Annotated in this window: 16 protein-coding genes; 11 read left to right on the top strand and 5 right to left on the bottom strand. The window is 69.9% G+C overall.

What is annotated here, in order from left to right:
• Positions 1-12: 12 nt before the first annotated feature.
• Positions 13-1386, top strand: a complete 1374-nt coding sequence (locus tag VGO10_RS02775) for an AarF/ABC1/UbiB kinase family protein (RefSeq protein WP_327464909.1) — start codon at positions 13-15, stop codon at positions 1384-1386.
• A gap of 293 nt (positions 1387-1679) precedes the next feature.
• On the opposite strand, the gene VGO10_RS02770 is transcribed toward VGO10_RS02775, so the two are convergent.
• Complete coding sequence (locus VGO10_RS02770) at positions 1680-2105, bottom strand: PIN domain-containing protein (protein ID WP_327464907.1); 426 nt, start codon at positions 2103-2105, stop codon at positions 1680-1682.
• Positions 2102-2314 (bottom strand): type II toxin-antitoxin system VapB family antitoxin, encoded by a 213-nt coding sequence (locus VGO10_RS02765; protein ID WP_327464905.1) that lies wholly within the window; start codon positions 2312-2314, stop codon positions 2102-2104. Before VGO10_RS02765 ends, VGO10_RS02770 begins: the two co-directional genes overlap by 4 nt.
• Positions 2315-3059: 745 nt before the next feature.
• On the opposite strand from VGO10_RS02765, the gene VGO10_RS02760 reads away from it, so the two are divergent.
• Entirely contained in the window at positions 3060-3500 is a 441-nt protein-coding gene (locus VGO10_RS02760; protein ID WP_327464903.1) for a hypothetical protein, read from the top strand.
• Between the two features lie 84 nt (positions 3501-3584).
• On the top strand, positions 3585-4046 hold the full coding sequence (locus VGO10_RS02755; RefSeq protein WP_327464901.1) for a MaoC family dehydratase: 462 nt from the start codon (positions 3585-3587) through the stop codon (positions 4044-4046).
• Positions 4047-4059: 13 nt separating this feature from the next.
• Here VGO10_RS02755 and VGO10_RS02750 read toward each other — a convergent pair whose 3' ends face one another.
• Both VGO10_RS02750 and VGO10_RS02745 read right to left on the bottom strand, forming a co-directional pair.
• Positions 4060-4620, bottom strand: a complete 561-nt coding sequence (locus tag VGO10_RS02750) for a LemA family protein (RefSeq protein ID WP_327464899.1) — start codon at positions 4618-4620, stop codon at positions 4060-4062.
• Positions 4621-4777: 157 nt separating this feature from the next.
• The gene (locus tag VGO10_RS02745) at positions 4778-6088 is read right to left on the bottom strand and encodes a SpoIID/LytB domain-containing protein (protein WP_327464897.1); all 1311 of its coding nucleotides are present in this window, start codon (positions 6086-6088) and stop codon (positions 4778-4780) included.
• Between the two features lie 103 nt (positions 6089-6191).
• On the opposite strand from VGO10_RS02745, the gene VGO10_RS02740 reads away from it, so the two are divergent.
• From VGO10_RS02740 to VGO10_RS02710, 7 genes are all read left to right on the top strand, one after another.
• The gene (locus tag VGO10_RS02740; RefSeq protein WP_327464895.1) at positions 6192-7838 is read left to right on the top strand and encodes an acetolactate synthase large subunit; all 1647 of its coding nucleotides are present in this window, start codon (positions 6192-6194) and stop codon (positions 7836-7838) included.
• A gap of 3 nt (positions 7839-7841) precedes the next feature.
• The gene (locus VGO10_RS02735; RefSeq protein ID WP_327464893.1) at positions 7842-8534 is read left to right on the top strand and encodes a TetR family transcriptional regulator; all 693 of its coding nucleotides are present in this window, start codon (positions 7842-7844) and stop codon (positions 8532-8534) included.
• A 37-nt stretch (positions 8535-8571) separates the two neighbouring features.
• A complete protein-coding gene (locus VGO10_RS02730; protein WP_327464891.1) occupies positions 8572-9417 on the top strand; it encodes an oxygenase MpaB family protein in 846 nt (281 codons plus the stop codon).
• Between the two features lie 118 nt (positions 9418-9535).
• Positions 9536-10228, top strand: coding sequence for a sugar transferase (locus tag VGO10_RS02725; protein ID WP_327464889.1), 693 nt, complete (start codon positions 9536-9538; stop codon positions 10226-10228).
• 83 nt (positions 10229-10311) lie between these two features.
• Positions 10312-11799 carry an NAD-dependent succinate-semialdehyde dehydrogenase gene (locus tag VGO10_RS02720; protein ID WP_327464888.1) on the top strand — a complete coding sequence of 496 codons (1488 nt, stop codon included), beginning with the start codon at positions 10312-10314 and terminating at the stop codon, positions 11797-11799.
• Positions 11800-11914: 115 nt separating this feature from the next.
• Entirely contained in the window at positions 11915-12679 is a 765-nt protein-coding gene (locus VGO10_RS02715) for a cyclase family protein (protein ID WP_327464886.1), read from the top strand.
• Positions 12680-12683: 4 nt separating this feature from the next.
• Positions 12684-14582 (top strand): glycoside hydrolase family 2 protein, encoded by a 1899-nt coding sequence (locus VGO10_RS02710; RefSeq protein ID WP_327464884.1) that lies wholly within the window; start codon positions 12684-12686, stop codon positions 14580-14582.
• A 71-nt stretch (positions 14583-14653) separates the two neighbouring features.
• On the opposite strand, the gene VGO10_RS02705 is transcribed toward VGO10_RS02710, so the two are convergent.
• Positions 14654-14914, bottom strand: a complete 261-nt coding sequence (locus VGO10_RS02705; RefSeq protein WP_327464882.1) for a hypothetical protein — start codon at positions 14912-14914, stop codon at positions 14654-14656.
• Positions 14915-15247: 333 nt separating this feature from the next.
• Here VGO10_RS02705 and VGO10_RS02700 point away from each other — a divergent pair, with 333 nt between their 5' ends.
• Positions 15248-15559, top strand: a complete 312-nt coding sequence (locus VGO10_RS02700; RefSeq protein WP_327464881.1) for an endonuclease domain-containing protein — start codon at positions 15248-15250, stop codon at positions 15557-15559.
• The last annotated feature ends 33 nt before the right edge of the window (positions 15560-15592 follow it).

The raw sequence follows: 15592 nt of genomic DNA, 5'->3' as shown, positions 1-15592 counted from the left end.
CAGGTGCCGCCGATGCCCAAGATCCCCACCAGCCGCCTCGCGCGCACCGCGAAGTTCGGCGGCCTGGTCGCCGGCCAGAGCGCGCGTTGGGCGGGCACCCAGGCCGCCAACCGCCTGCGCTCCGACGACCAGGCCGAGGCAGCCGACGCCAAGCGGGCGCTCGCGCTCGCCGACGAGCTGGTCACTCAGCTCGGGCAGATGAAGGGCGCGGCCATGAAGCTCGGCCAGGTCCTCTCGACCATCGACTTCGACATGGTCCCCGAGGGCGAGCGCGAGGCCTTCAAGGAGAAGTTGTCGTCCTTGCGCGACGACGCGCCGCAGGTGCCGTTCAAGAAGATGGAGAAGGTGATCATCGACGACCTCGGCGGGTCGCTCGACGAGCACTTCTCCGCGTTTGACAGCACGCCGGTCGCGGCAGCGTCGATCGGACAGGTCTACCGCGCGGTGCTGCACGACGGGCGGGACGTCGCGGTCAAGGTCCAGTACCCGGGCGTGGCGGAGGCGGTCGAGACCGATCTGCGGAATGCCGCCGTCCTGCTGCCGCTGGTGCGGCGCCTGGCGCCGGGGTTGGATGCCAAGGCGATCCTGCGCGAGCTGCGCGACCGGATCGGCGAGGAGCTCGATTACGAGCTTGAGGCTCAGAACCAGCGGCGGGTGGCGCGGGCGTTCAAGGACCATCCCTTCATCCGCGTGCCCGACGTCGTCACCTCGATGTCGACCCGGCGTGTGCTGATCAGCGAGTTCGTCGACGGCCGCGGCTTCGGCGAGGTCAAAGGACTGTCGGAGGCCGAGCGTGATCGCTTCGCCGAGATCTGCTTCCGGTTCTTCTACGGGTTGCTGCGGCGCGAGCGGATCGCCGCGGGCGACCCGCATCCGGGCAACTACCTGCTGGCCGACGATGGTCGTGTGTGCTTCTTGGACTTCGGGTTGATCCGGCGGATGGACGCCGAATACCTCGAAGGAGAGCGCGCGGTCGCACGGGCGGTCATCGGTGGCGACGCCGACGCCGTGCACCGCGGCCTGGCGACGCTCGGCTACCTGCCCGATCCGGACGCGTTCGATCCCGACCGCGTCCTCGGTCAGCTCGCTGCCGCGGGCGAGTGGTACTTCATCACCGGCTTTCGCCGTCTCGATCCGGAGTACGTGCGCTCCTCGATGGAGATCTCCGGCTCACCCGCTTCGCCGTACTTCGAGGAGATGCGCCGCCAGACGATCCCGCCTCAGGCGCTGCTGCTGCGGCGCATGGAGGGGTTGTTGTTCAGCGTGCTTGGTGAGTTGCGGGCCGGTGCTGATTGGGGGACGCTGGCGCTGGAGTACATCGCCGATGAGCCGCCGTCGACGGAGCTGGGGCGGGCTGAGGGCGAGTGGCTGGCGGGCTCGGCCTGATCGTCGGTTTGCTGCGGTGGGTCGGGGTGCGGGCGGGGTTGGTAGGGCGGCGCTCCGCGACGATCGCCACCGCGCTCGGGTGGTCTGGGGCGTTGGGTGAAAGTGTTGGGGCGTGGTTCGGCGCCCATTTGTGTGGGCACCGAACGGGTGCCGCGCGGATGTCGACATCACGGATCGCCGCCTCGTCCCGACGCGCTCGTGCCGCGTGCGAGCGCCATCTCGCTGGGACGGATCGCACCTAGACGTTGAGATCCAACGTCAACGTGCGATCCGTCGTTCGAGGGCCCGCCGGGTCATTTCAGGCTGCCGCGCTTGGCCAGCCAACGAGTGGGCTGGCCGGTGATCGCCGCGATGCGGTCGTAGTCCTCGTCGTAATGCAGCACCGCCACGTCTGCGGCCTCGGCAGCGGCCGCGATCAAGAGGTCGGCGTGCTTGACCGACCGCTGGTGCGCGCCGCCCTGGGCGCTCAATTGCTCGTACACCCACAGCGCGCGCCCCCACTGCTCCTTGCCGACCGGGCAATCCGGGAGCGCGTCCAACTCCTCGCGCAGGTCTGCGAACTCGCCGGCGTTCCGTGCGCTGTACAGCAACTCCATCCGCACCATGTCGCACGTCGCAATCTCGCCGTCGACGAGCGCGGTGTCGAACTCGTGACGCAGGGCAGGTCGACCGGCCGCGCGCGACCACACCCACGCGCTCGTGTCCGCGAGGACGCTCACGCAGCACGGCCGGCGGGCCGACGCAGCGCGTCAAGCGCGTCGGGCGTCAGGTCCTCGAACCCGCGCTCAGCCAGACGCGCTCGACGAGCGCGCGCGACGACGCCGCGGAGCGCCTCGTGGACCGTGTCGGTCGTGCGCTCCGTTCCCAACTCGTGGGCCGCCTGCTCCACGAGGTCCATATCGAGGTTGATGTTCGTGCGCTTGATCACAGGCTCACTGTACACATGCCCACGTTCGCTTCATACACCTCGCTGCGGTGGGTCGGGGTGCGGTGTGTGGTTGGTTGGGCGGCGCTCCGCGACGATCGCCACCGCGCTCGGGTGGTCTGGGGTGTTGGGTGAAAGTGTTGCGCTGTGGTTCGGCGCGCATTTGTGTGGGCACCGAACGGGCGCCGCGCGGATGGGGACATCACGGATCGCCGCCTCGTCCCAACGCGCTCGCGCCGCCAGCGCGGCGCCGCGCGCTTCGAGTCGGAACTGCGACGCGGCTGTCACGAGACGCCAACGCCATGCGGGCCACTGCCTGGCGATCTCTCGCGCTCGAGGTCCGGGTCGCCTCGTGATCAATAATTCACCACCAAACGCCCCGTATCGATCCGGGTCGTCTGCCCCTCGCATATGAGGGGGCAGACGACCCGGATCCGACGCCCGCCATCCCCGAGACCAAAGCGGACGACAGGCCAACGCCGAGAGGCACCGACCCCGCTCACTCTCCTCGGTGCCGACGGACCACGCCGCACACCCCGACCCCGATCGCGCTGAGCACCACGACGTCGGTACACGAAGTTGTTGGTGTTGTCTCCGATCGGACAGCATCTCTCGAACATCGCAACGATTCTGCGCAATCGAGCACCTCCGTCCACTCCCCCGGCTAGGCTCCACCCTTCAACCAAATCAAGACCCCCGCGACCGCTGACACGGCCCGGGGGCATGACCCAAAGGAGCATCAACTCCCATGAGTACCCCGCAGCGTACCCACGCCCGCATGCTCGTCGTCGATCGCGAGACCGCCGACGTTCTCCGGCGTGAGACCAAGAAGATGATGGATCTCGGCCACGAGCTCTTCGAGGATTTCCTCCTCTACGGCCCCGAAGCCCAATACGTGCTCGCCATGCGCTTCTGTGACGCAACAGCACTCATCACCGCCGTCGGCTGGGACCCCGACAAGGACGACCCCGACGTCGAGACCTTCGAGGTCCCGCTCACCGACGACCTCATCGAGCAGCTGCGCCACCGCCGCTACGACCTCGCCCTCTGCAACAACGACCGCCTCGACGGCCTACCTGTCGACAAGCCGATCGACCCCGACCTCCTCGCCGCAATCACCGTCGACCGCCTGGCGGCCCAAGCACTCGACCACCTCTTCGCCACCTACGCCAAGGCCACCAAGAACTAGGCAGCACCCCCCGGCCCAGCGGGCGGCGGTCAACCCGCCGCCCGCACCGCCGAACGCCCGAATCCCGACACTAGACTTCACCCGATGACAGCCACCGTCATCCACGGGCTCGACGAGCTCAAGAGCAAGGTTGGTCAGGAGCTGGGTGTCAGCGACTGGCTGGAGGTCACCCAGGAGGCGGTCGATGCGTTTGCTGAGACGACCGGCGACCACCAGTGGATCCACGTCGATCCCGAGCGGGCGAAGGACACGCCGTTCGGCGGCACGATCGCCCACGGGCTCTACACGCTGGGCCTCGGTCCGCAGTTCTCCTATGCCATGTTCGAGATCTCCGGTGTGGCGTTCGGCATCAACTACGGCTACGACAAGGTGCGTTTCCCGGCGCCGTTGCCGGTGGGCTCGAAGGTCCGGATGGGCGCGACGCTGACCAAGGCCGAGGATGTGCCGGGTGGGGTGCAGTTCACCGTGACCCAGACGTTCGAGCGCGAGGGTGGCGACAAGCCGGTCTGCGTCGCTGAGTCGCTCTCGCGCGTCTACGGCGGCTGAGCGCAGAAACGAGCTACGCGGCGCGGGCGAGCGTGAAGCCGTCGCCGCCCATCGCGCTGCGGTCGCGCGTGTGGTCTAGCTCGAAGTACGGCCGGGCCTCGAAGGTGCCGAGCTTGCGCAGCAGCCTGCCGGCCAGACGGTTGCGGCGGCGGGTGTAGAGGCGGACGTCGGCGTTGTAGATGCGCCGCGCGGCCTGCGCTTCGTCTTCGATGTGGCTCAGGCGGGCTTGGAGGTCGACGAAGGCGCCGGTGGCGCCGAGGCCTGGATGGTGCTCGGCCAGCGTGGCGATAGCGGCGATTCCGGCGACGAGGCGACGCTCGGCGTTGGCGCGCTCCCACGGGCTCGTGGCGGCGACCGCATGGTCGCGGGCGGCGGTGACCCGGGCCAGTGTCTCGGCCTCGACCGGCGTCTCGGCCTGGACGGCGGCCACGAGCGCGCCGATGAGCGCGTGACGGTCGCGGAGGTGGACGTCGATGGCGTTCCACGCGCTGTCGGCGGCGTTCCGTGCAGCGACCAACCCGCGCCAGGCCGACAGCAGCCAGAGCGCGCCAAGCGCAAGCACTGCGATCGCCATCGACACGCCGGTCATATCTGCGCGATCGGCAGTTCGGCGCCAAACGTGAGCGTTGGAGTGCCGTTCTCAGCGGACATTTGTCACGGCCGCTAGAGAATCCGGGTCGCTGAGCGCTGCCTATCGCAGCTCGCAGCGACCCAGAACCTGGCGGGAAGTCCTATCCGCCGGTCGTCGCGACCTGGCCGCCCGTGGCGTCGGCGGCAGGCGGTGGCGTGGCGCCGCCGCTGGTCGGCGAGGTCGTGGCGCCGGGGGCGGTCGTGCTGGCCGGGACGTCGGCCGGGGTGTCGCCGTCCCCGCCGCCGTCCTCATCGGACGACTGCTTCTTCGTCCCCGAGATGTAGGTGAACGATGCCCAGGTGTCAAACAGCCCGAGGCGCGTGCGTAGCTGCGGGCCGGTGACCTGGGTGACGCCGTTGGTGCCGTCGACCTCGGCGCGCACGATGCGCGGGGACGCGCCGCGCTCCAGAACCGTGATGCCGCGGAAGGAGCCGCGGATCAACCCCTTCAACTTGGCTTGCACGCTCGCCTGCGAGAAGGTGAACGGCCCCCAGTTGTGACGGGGCGAGACGCTGTCGAACGGATCGTCGACGCCCTTGAGCCACGTGCGCGGCAGCGCGCCGATGAACGAGTCCTCGATGTTCTCGGTGTGGCCGCCCGATGTGGAGAAGAAGTAGGTGGTGACCGGTTTGCCGTCCTGGGCGACGACCTCGTCGTTGGTGGCGGCGACCGCGGCGTCGGTGCTCGGGAACTCGGCGGCGACGCCCTTGTACATCTGCGAGCGCGTGTCGGCGTACTGGTCGATGCCGTCGGTGGTCGTGCCGACGTTGGTCGTCACCGCGTAGGTGCGCGCCGCGACGGCCTGGGCCTTCAACGCTTCGGCTGGCCAGGTCGACGGCGACTCGGCCGAGACGACGCCGCGGACGTAGTCCTCCAAGTTGAGCGCGTTGATCGCCTCCACGCGAGAACCGACCACGCGGAGCTCCAGCGCCCCGCGGTAGCGCCCGTCACGCGTGCCGTTGGCCGCGGCGCCGCGCAGCCGGAACGCCCCGGCCTTCGGCGCGCTCAACCGCAGCGGCGCGGCGTAGGTGCCCAACCGGCGGCCCGAGGCGGCATACAGCGAGACGCGCCCGCCGCTGGCGCCGACCGAGTAGCTCGAGGTGGCCTTCAGCTTGCGCGATCCGCCCGCGACCATGCCGCTGACGACGACCCGTCGCGTCGTCTGCAACAGCACCCGCACGTCCGGCGGATCGGCCAGCGGCACGACGTTGGTCTGCTCGTAGTAGTGGCTGAGGATGTCGCGGTAGGAGCTGCCGTGCTGCGCGTAGCCAAGCGCGCCGTACTGGCTCATCCCGATGCCGTGGCCGAAGCCGTGGCCCTTGACCACCAGCCGCCCGGCCGCGGGCGCACCGGGCGCGAGGGCCAGCGCGGCTGCCAGCGCGAGCGAGAGGGAGGCGGCGATCCGGCGCATGCCCGTTGCAAAACGCGGGCAGGGGAGGTGAGTTGCGGTGCTAGGTTCGGTCGACATCGGGCGTTGTCTCAAGCGCTGCAGCCAGTCAGGGTAGGGAAAGCACATGTCCAAGCGGCGAGCATCTGACCTCTTCGTCGAATGCCTCGAGGCGGAGGGCGTCAAGTACGTGTTCGGCATTCCGGGGGAGGAGACGCTGGACCTCAACCAGTCGCTCGCGAGCTCCTCGGTCTCCTTCATCCCCGTTCGACACGAACAGGGCGGGGCCTACATGGCCGACATGTACGGACGTCTGACCGGGCGCGCGGGCGTCTGCCTGGGGACGCTCGGGCCGGGCGCGATGAACCTTGTCACCGCGATCGGCGACGCCTTCCTGGACCGCGCGCCGCTCGTCGCGCTGACCGGTCAGGCCGACCTCGAACGGATGCACAAGGAGTCGCATCAGTTCATCGACCTGGTCGAGCTCTTCCGCCCGATCACCAAGTGGAACGCGCGCGTGACGAGCCCGGAGATCATCCCCGAGGTCGTCCGCAAGGCCTTCAAGGTCGCCGAGTCCGAGAAGCCCGGCGCCACCCACCTGGAGCTGCCCGAGGACGTCATGGCCGCCGAGGTCGACGCGCGCCCCCTGCCGCGCCGCCGGCCGGTCAAGCCCGAGCCGAGCGCGCGTGAGCTGCTCAAGGCCGCCGACCTGATCCGCAACGCCATCAACCCGGTCGCGCTGGCCGGCAACGGCGCGGTGCGCGCCGGCGCGGCACCCGCGCTGCGCGAGTTCTGCCGCGCGACCGGTATCGCGGTCGCCGAGACGTTCATGGGCAAGGGCCTCCTGGACTACGAGGATCCCAAGGCGCTGGGCACCGTCGGGCTGCAGGCGCGCGACTACGCGCTGGCCGGCTTCGAGGACGCCGACGTGGTCATCGCGATCGGCTACGACCTCGTCGAGCACGCGCCCAAGTACTGGAACCCGCGGCGCGACAAGACGATCATCGTGCTCGACTCCGAGGCCGCCGAGATCGACGAGTACTTCACGCCCGAGGTCGAGCTGGTCGGCGATATCTACCACGTGCTCACGCGGCTGGCCGAGGAGTGCCGGGACGTCCCGCACTCCGGTGGTTCTCCCCGGCTGCGCTCGCTCGTGGAAGGTCGCTTGGAGGGCGCGCGCGATGACGACGCGTTCCCGATGCAACCGCCGCGGGTGCTCTACGAGATCCGCAAGGCGCTGCGACCCGACGACATCCTGATCTCCGACGTCGGGCTCCACAAGCTCTGGATCGGGCGCATGTTCCCGGCCCACGAGCCCAACACGGTGATGATCGCCAACGGCCTGGCGGGGATGGGCTTCGCGGTCCCGTGCGCGGTCGCGGCCAAGCTCGTGCACCCGAGCAAGCGCGTGGTGACGGTCAGCGGCGACGGCGGCATCTTGATGAACTTCCAGGAGTTCGAGACCGCGATGCGCCTCAAGACGCCGTTCGTCAACGTCGTCTGGGAGAACCGGCAGTTCGGCTCGATCGTCTGGAAGCAGGACAAGAAGTTCGGCGAGCACTTCGGGGTGGACTTCACCAATCCGGATTTCGTCAAGCTCGCCGAGGCGTTCGGGATGCCGGCGTGGCGCTGCCAGGCGCCCGACGACTTCGGCAAGCACCTGCGCCACGCGCTGACGCTTGACCTGCCGTCGCTCATCGTGCTGCCGATCGACTACTCCATGGACGTCGCGTTCTCGTCCGAGCTGGGCGACGAGACGGTGGCCAACACCTAGACCATGGCTTCTTCGCGCACCTGGGCGGGCACCACGCTGGAGGACCGGGCCGCGGCACGCCGCGCCGCGCTGATCGACGCGGGCACTGAGCTGCTGGGGACCGACGGCGCGGCCGGTGTCACCGTGCGTGCGGCCTGCCGGGCGACCAAGCTGTCGGAGCGCTACTTCTACGAGAGCTTCGACGGGCGTGACGCGCTGCTGCGCGCGGTTCACGCGCAGGTCGCTGCCCAGGCGCGCGCCGCGATCGTCGCCGTCGTGGCCGCGCACGTGGCAGGCGGCGGTGAGGCCGAGGGTGAGGCGCTGGCCGCCACGACGGCCGAGGTCGACGATCCGCGCGAACGCCACCAGGCGGCGCTCGCCTACGCCGCCGTCGGCGCCTTCACCGCCTTCCTGGAAGAGGATCCGCGCCGCGGCCGCGTCCTGCTCAGCGAGTCGTTCTCCGACACGGTCCTGGCTCGCCACGACGTCGAGCTGGTCCCGGCGTTCGCCGCGCTGCTCGTTGCGCAGATCACGGCGCTGCCCGACGCTCCGGACGCGGTCGACGCCGAGCTGACCGCGGTCGCGTTGATCGGCGCGCTGCGCAACCTCTATCTCGCGTGGATGGGGAGCCGCCCGCCGATCTCGACCGAGCGGCTCAACGCCCATGCGGCGCGGCTGATCATCGCCGCGGCGCGCGTGAGCTCTCGAGAGACGTGATTGACAACGAGCGTTGTCATCTTCAGACTGGCAGCGGATGCCGTCCGATGACGCCCGCCCGCTCGGCCCCGATTCGCTGACCTGGCGCTACTTCGGCGACGCCCGCGGCATGCTGCTCACCGTGCGCGCCGGCGTCCTGCAGGCGATGCACCCGGCGATCAACGCCGCGCTGCTGCAGCACTCCGACTTCCTCGAGAACCCGCTCAACCGGCTGCTGCGCTCGGCGCCGCCGATCCTCGGTGTGGTCTACGACGGGCCGGAGGCCGGCGCGACCGGCGCGTGGGTGCGCGACCAGCACAAGTCGATCAAGGGCACCGACAGCCAGGGCCGCAAGTACCACGCGCTCAGCCCCGACGCCTTTTACTGGGCCCACGCGACCTTCTTCGAGTCGATCATCGCCGGCCAAGAGCTCTTCGGAAACCGCCTCGGGGCGGCCGAGCTCGAGCTGCTCTACGAGGAGTCGATCGACTGGTACGCGCTCTACGGCCTGACGATGCGCCCGGTTCCGGAGAGCTACGCAGCGTTCCAGGAGTACTGGGAGCACATGCTGCACGACGTGCTGGAGCGCACACCGGTCGCCGCCGGCACGTTCGCGCCCAACGGCGAGCTGCCCGCGCCCTACCCCTGGCTGGCGGGTCCGGCGTGGGCCGCGCTGCGGCCGCTGGCCAGCCGCGGTCCGGCCTGGATCGCGCGGGGCACGCTGCCGCCGGCCGCGCGGGAGACGCTCGGCCTGTCGTGGTCGACGGCGGAGGAGATCGTCCTGCGCACGATGCTGACCAGCCTGCGGGCCAGCTGGCCGCTGGTGCCTGGGCCGTTGCGCTACCTGCCTCGCGCTCGAAATGCAATGCGTCGCGAGGCCGCGCTGGCCCGCGCTGTTGCCTAAAGTGCACCAAAGCTCCCCATAGACGAGCGGCTACGCGCCGGGTCTTATCGGAGACGGGGTCCGATACCCATAAGCGGGGATGCGCTGGCCTAGGCAGATGTCCGATGGCAGGGATGTGTTGCCGCTCCCTCTCCTCCTCTCCCTGCTGCTGCTGGCCCTCGCCGTCCCCATGTCCGCCGCGCTGCTCGCCGCAGCCGCGCCGGCTGTCGAGGCCCACGCCGTCGCCCTCGAGGCCAAGTACCTCGTGGGTCGCTGCATCGCGCTCGTCGCGCTGCTGCTCGTCGCGCCCGTTCTGATCGCAGCCGCGCTCGCCGTGCGCGGCACCTCACGCGGGCCCATCCTCTTTCGCCAGCGCCGCGTCGGCCAGGACGGCGAGCTCTTCGAGATGCTCAAGTTTCGCTCGATGCGCGTCGCCGATGACGCCGGCTTCGTCCCCGCCGGCGGCAGCGCTCCCGGCGGCATCGAAGGCGTCGACCGGCGCACCGCGGTCGGGCGCTTCCTGCGTCGCTCCTCGCTCGACGAGCTGCCGCAGCTGTGGAACGTCGTCTGCGGCGACATGGCCCTCGTCGGCCCGCGCCCCGAGCGCCCCGAGCACGTCGAGCGCTTCAGCGACGACGTCCCCGGCTACGCGCGCCGCCATCGCGTCCGCGTCGGGCTGACCGGCCTCGCGCAGGTCGAGGGCTCACGTGGTGCGACCTGCATCGCCACGCGGGCGCAGTTGGACAACGCCTACATCGACGAGTGGTCGCTCGCGCTGGACGTCAAGATCCTTGGCCGCACGTTCGGCGCGGTCCTGCGTGGCGCGGAATAGTCATAGGTCATAGCTGCTGGTTTCGCCGCTACGGCACACCGGGCAGTCGTATCCTCGGAGGCTCAACCAAGGAGGACCGGCAGATGGCAGCGACAGCGGACGAGACCCGGGTGGTCGAGGGCGTCAAGACCCAGCTCTTCATCGGTGGGCAGTGGCGCGACGCGACCGGTGGCGCGACGCTCGACGTCGAGGATCCGGCGACGGGCGAGACGATTGCGACGGTCGCCGATGCGACGCACGAGGACGCCGATGCGGCGCTGGCCGCGGCGACCGAGGCGTTCAAGACGTGGCGCAACGTCGCCCCGCGTGAGCGTGCCGACATCCTGCGGCGCGCCTACGACCTGATCCACGCGCGCGCCGAGGAGCTCGCGTTGTTGATGACCTTGGAGATGGGCAAGCCGGTCGCAGAGTCGCTCGGCGAGATCACCTACGCCAACAACTTCCTGCGCTGGTACTCCGAGGAGGCGGTCCGCATCAACGGGCGCTTCACGGTCAACGAGACCGGCAAGGGGCGCGTGCTGACGTTGCGCCAGCCGATCGGCCCATGCCTGTTCATCACGCCCTGGAACTTCCCATTGGCGATGGGCACGCGCAAGATCGGCCCCGCGCTGGCGACCGGCTGCACCTGCGTCGTCAAGCCGGCCAAGCAGACGCCGCTCTCGATGCTGGCGCTGGCGCAGATCTTCGAGGAGGCCGGGCTGCCGGGCGGCGTGCTGAACGTCATCACCGCGTCGTCCTCGGGGTCGATCATGGCGCCCCTGATCGAGGACCCGCGCGTGCGCAAGATGTCGTTCACCGGTTCGACGCCGGTCGGCAAGGAGCTGATCAAGCAGTCGGCCGAGCAGGTGCTGAAGGTCTCGATGGAGCTCGGCGGCAACGCGCCGTTCCTGGTCTTCGAGGACGCGGACCTGGATGCGGCCGTCGAGGGTGCGCTGCTGGCCAAGATGCGCAACGGCGGTGAGGCGTGCACGAGCGCCAACCGCTTCCACGTCCACGAGTCCGTCGCGTCGGAGTTCGCCGACAGGCTCGCGGCGAAGATCGGCGCGCTGAAGGTCGGGCGCGGAACCGAGGACGGGATCCAGGTCGGGCCGCTGATCGACGAGGCGCAGCGCTCGAAGGTCGCCGAGCTGGTCGACGACGCGGTGGGGAAGGGCGCGCGTGTCCTGACCGGCGGCGCGCGGGTCGACGGCGCGGGCTACTTCTACGAGCCGACCGTCCTGGCCGACGTCCCGGACGGTGCGGACCTGCTGTCGGAGGAGATCTTCGGGCCGGTGGCGCCGATCACGACGTTCGCTTCCGACGAGGAGGCGATCGCGCGCGCCAACGACACCGAGTACGGCCTCGTCTCCTACATCTTCACCACCGACCTCAACCGCGCCTTCAAGGTCATCGAGTCGCTCGAGACGGGGATGATTGGCCTCAACCAGGGCATGGTCTCCAACGCCGGCGCGCCGTTTGGCGGCGTCAAGCAGTCGGGCTTTGGCCGCGAGGGCGGGCCCGAGGGGCTCGACGAATACCTGGAGACCAAGTACGTGGCGATGAACGTCGGCACCGAGCCGACGGCGCTCTAGACGGAGGTCCGTTGCAGGACATGCGGCGTCGGTCGCGAAGACGGCGAGCCGACACCGCTCCGGAGAGAGGTCCGTTGCAGGACATGCGGCGTCGGTCGCGAAGTCGGCTGCGCCGATGCCTCGCTTCGTGGACCTCAGTGCGCCCATCACTCCGTCACCGCCGGAGTTGCCCGACATCTTGCGCACCGACGTCGAGTTCTCCGACCACGCGGAGGGCGCGAAGACGATCGAGGCGATGCTCGGAGTCGGCCCGGAGCTGCTGCGCGATCGCGAGGGTTGGGCGGTCGAGACGTTCACGCGGTTCGGGACCCACAACTCGACCCATGTCGATGCGCCCTACCACTACAACTCGACGATCGGCGGCGCACCGGCCAAGCGGATCGACGAGTTGCCGCTGGAATGGTTCTTCGGGCCGGGCGTCGTGCTCGACATGTCGCACAAGGCTGATGGGGAGGCGATGACGGTCGAGGAGGCGCAGGCCGCGTTGGATGCCGCCGGGCACGACTTGTCCCCCGGAGACATCGTGCTGGTCCGGACCGACCGCGATGACTTCATCGACTCCTTGGACTACATGACCCGCGGTCCGGGCGTGACCGTCGAGGCCACGCGCTGGCTGCACGCCCAAGGCGTCCGTGTGATGGGCATCGACGCCTGGGGCTGGGACGCGCCGCTGCACCTCCAGGCCGCCGCGGCGAAGGAGGCCGGCGAGCCCGGAATCTTCTGGGCCGCGCACCAGGCCGACCTCGAGTACTGCCAGATCGAGCGCCTCTGCGCGCTGCGCGAGCTGCCGCCGACGGGCTTCACCGTCTCGGTCTTCCCGCTGCGGCTGGTAGGCGGCTCGGCGGCGCCTGCTCGTGCGGTTGCCATCATCGACGACTGACCTGATGCGCGACACCGGTCTCAAGCTCGTGGTCTCGGCTGCCTTGGCGGTGGCGATGCTGGTTGGCGGGACGGCCGTGGTGCTGGGCGCGATCGGCTCGCGGCCCCAGGGCGAGTCGCTCGTGCCGCCCGCTGCGCACGGTGGGCCGGATGGGCGCCTGGCGGTCGCCGGCCCCTGGGTGCAGGCGCGCGATCCCGACGACACCGGTGAGTTGGCCGGCTGGGCCGCGGGCCACTTCGGTGGCCGGCTGGTCACGCTGCCGAACGTCGCCAACGCCGCGAAGGTCACCGGTGCGGCGGGCGTCGCGGCCTACCGCGGTGGGATCGCCTGGTATCGCACGACGTTGATCGCGCCGCGCACCGGCTCCTTCGCGCTGCGCTTCGAGTCCGTTCACCATGTCGCGGAGGTCTGGCTCGACGGGCAGCTGCTCGGAACGCACACCGGTGCCTATCTCCCGTTTGAGTTCACCTTGCGCTTGCGCGAGGGCGTGCCGCACCGGCTGGTCGTCAAGGCCGACTACCGCTTCCCGTCGCGCCAGAAGCGTGAGGGCTGGCACCGGACCTGGTTCAACTACGGCGGCATCAATCGCGAGGTGACGCTGCGCCCGCTGGGGCGGTCGGAGCTGGAGGCGCCGGCGCTGCGCACGCAGCTGTCGCCCGGCGGCGCCGCGACCGTTGACGTGAGCGTGTTGGTGCACAACCGCAGCGACTGGGCGCGGACGGTGCAGGTGCGCGGGACGCTGCGCCGTCGCGGCTCCGGCCCGGACCTCGTCTTCTCACCGGTGCGCGTCGGTGGGGGTCAGACGCGCCGGGTGACCTCGCGCGTGGTGATCAAGGACCCTGCCTTGTGGGCGCCCGGGTCGCCGTCGTTGTACGCCTTGCACCTCGCGGTGGCGGGCGAGAGCGCGTGGGACGACCAGGTCGGCCTGCGCGAGATCCGCCGCGAGGGCAACATCGTGCTGCTCAACGGCAAGCGGTTGCGGCTGCACGGCGCGTCGATCAACGAGGACGCCGAGGGCCACGGCGACGCGCTGACGAGTGCTGACATGGACGCGATCGTGCGCGAGCTGAAGGCCGTCGGCGCCAACGCGACGCGCGCCCAGCACGCGCTGTCGGCGCCGCTGCTGGAGCGGCTGGACCGCGCCGGGATCATGGTCTGGCAGGGTGTCGGCCCCGTCGACGCGCCGGGGGCGTGGACGTCGAGCACACCGGCGCTGGCGCATGCGGCGCGCGAGCGCGTCCGGGTCAGCGTCCGCCAGGAGCAGCTGCATCCTTCTGTCATCGCCTGGAACCTGGTCAACGAGATCGCCGGCAATGGCCACGACGCCTCGCAGGTCGCCTACGTGCGCGACATGGCGCGCGAGCTGCACCAGCGCGACCCGGGCCGGCTAGTCGCCGTCGACCTCTGGGGCGCGCATCCACCCGCGGTGCCCGGGGCGATCTATCGGGACGTGGACGCGGTCGCGCTGACCAACTACGTCGGGTGGTACGAGGGCGGCGACGAGTCCCGCGCCGACATCGTCGCGCGGCTGCACGACACCGCCGTCGGCTTCACGCGGACGTTCAAGAACAAGGTCTTGCTCGTGAGCGAGTTCGGGGCGGAGGCCAACGGATCGAACCCCCTCGACGCACCGGGCGGCTACGACTACCAGTCCTGGCTGCTGCGCCGCCACATCAAGACCTACAGCTCGATGTCGGCGTTGTCCGGCATGTTGGTGTGGAACCTCCAGGACTTCGGCGTGGCGCCGACCTTCGCGGGCGGCTCGATCTCGTCGGTGGTGCCCGACATCCACATCGAGCGCGGCCTCAACACCAAGGGGTTGTTTGACTACGCGGGCCGGCCCAAGCCGGCGGTGGCGGCCGTCCGCCGCGCCTTCGCCCCCTTGGGCACGGGCCTCTCCTAGGTCCGCGCGGCGACGTTCCCTGCGCCGCGCAGGGGCGAACCTCCTGTCCGGGGCGCCTCGTGGTGAATATGTCACCACGAAACGACCTGGATCATCGAATCGCGAAGCTCGCCGGCTCCCAACACGGCCCGGTGGCTCACCGGCAACTTCGGGCCCTCGGTCTCAGCCACCAGCAGATCGCGTACCGGCTGCGTGTCGGGCGGCTCATCCGCCACTTCCCAGAGGTCTATCTCGTTGGCCACGACGTGCTGCCGCGCGAAGGGCGATGGATGGGTGCCGTGCTGGCTTGCGGCGAGAAGGCAGTCCTCAGCCACGCCGATGCGGCCGCCCACTGGGGGCTGATGCCGTCGCGCGGACGTCTGATTGACGTCACGACCCCATGGCGTTCCGGACGTCATCCCGACCGGACGCGGATCAGGCTCCACCGCGTTGGGACCCTGCGCGCCTGGGAGTGCACGCTCATCGAGGAGATACCAACCACCACGGTGGCACGGACGCTCCTGGACCTTTCACCGGAGTTGCGACCCAGGGCGATGGAGGATGCCATCGCACAGGCGAATCGCCTCGACCTCTTCGATCTCCTCGCTGTCCGCCGGTGCCTCGATGAGCATCCGCGTCAGCATGGAGCGCCGGCGCTTCGGCGATTGCTCGATGCGCTCCAGGGCGTGGGCGCCGCAGACGTGCGGAGCATCCTCGAGGTCCTCGTGCTCCAACTCTGCGACGACCACGTGCTTCCGCAGCCGGTCGCGAACGCCAGGGTCGAGGGCTTCTTGGTGGACTTCTTCTGGCCCGCCAAGCGCTTGATGGTCGAAGCCGACAGCTACACCTATCACTCGATGCCCGGCGCCTTCGAGCGCGACCGCGAACGCGATCAGCAGCTCACGCTCGCCGGCTACACCGTCGTCCGGTTCACCTACACCCAGGTCGCCCAAACGCCGGCGCTGGTCCGGCGCCGTCTCCGGCGACTCCTGTCCTGATGCGGGGCGTCTCGGGGGGAATAATTCACCACG

Source organism: Baekduia sp. (genome assembly GCF_035996765.1).
In the GTDB taxonomy this organism is placed as follows: Bacteria; Actinomycetota; Thermoleophilia; order Solirubrobacterales; family Solirubrobacteraceae; genus Baekduia.
This window is presented reverse-complemented; position numbering and strand designations above follow the sequence as displayed.

Excerpts from the sequence above, each read along its gene's own strand:
- VGO10_RS02775 (WP_327464909.1), top strand. The coding sequence starts at position 13 with ATGCCCAAGATCCCCACCAGCCGCCTCGCGCGCACCGCGAAGTTCGGC.
- VGO10_RS02760 (WP_327464903.1), top strand. The coding sequence starts at position 3,060 with ATGAGTACCCCGCAGCGTACCCACGCCCGCATGCTCGTCGTCGATCGC.
- VGO10_RS02755 (WP_327464901.1), top strand. The coding sequence starts at position 3,585 with ATGACAGCCACCGTCATCCACGGGCTCGACGAGCTCAAGAGCAAGGTT.
- VGO10_RS02750 (WP_327464899.1), bottom strand. The coding sequence starts at position 4,620 with ATGGCGATCGCAGTGCTTGCGCTTGGCGCGCTCTGGCTGCTGTCGGCC.
- VGO10_RS02745 (WP_327464897.1), bottom strand. The coding sequence starts at position 6,088 with ATGCGCCGGATCGCCGCCTCCCTCTCGCTCGCGCTGGCAGCCGCGCTG.
- VGO10_RS02740 (WP_327464895.1), top strand. The coding sequence starts at position 6,192 with ATGTCCAAGCGGCGAGCATCTGACCTCTTCGTCGAATGCCTCGAGGCG.
- VGO10_RS02735 (WP_327464893.1), top strand. The coding sequence starts at position 7,842 with ATGGCTTCTTCGCGCACCTGGGCGGGCACCACGCTGGAGGACCGGGCC.
- VGO10_RS02730 (WP_327464891.1), top strand. The coding sequence starts at position 8,572 with ATGCCGTCCGATGACGCCCGCCCGCTCGGCCCCGATTCGCTGACCTGG.
- VGO10_RS02720 (WP_327464888.1), top strand. The coding sequence starts at position 10,312 with ATGGCAGCGACAGCGGACGAGACCCGGGTGGTCGAGGGCGTCAAGACC.
- VGO10_RS02715 (WP_327464886.1), top strand. The coding sequence starts at position 11,915 with ATGCCTCGCTTCGTGGACCTCAGTGCGCCCATCACTCCGTCACCGCCG.
- VGO10_RS02710 (WP_327464884.1), top strand. The coding sequence starts at position 12,684 with ATGCGCGACACCGGTCTCAAGCTCGTGGTCTCGGCTGCCTTGGCGGTG.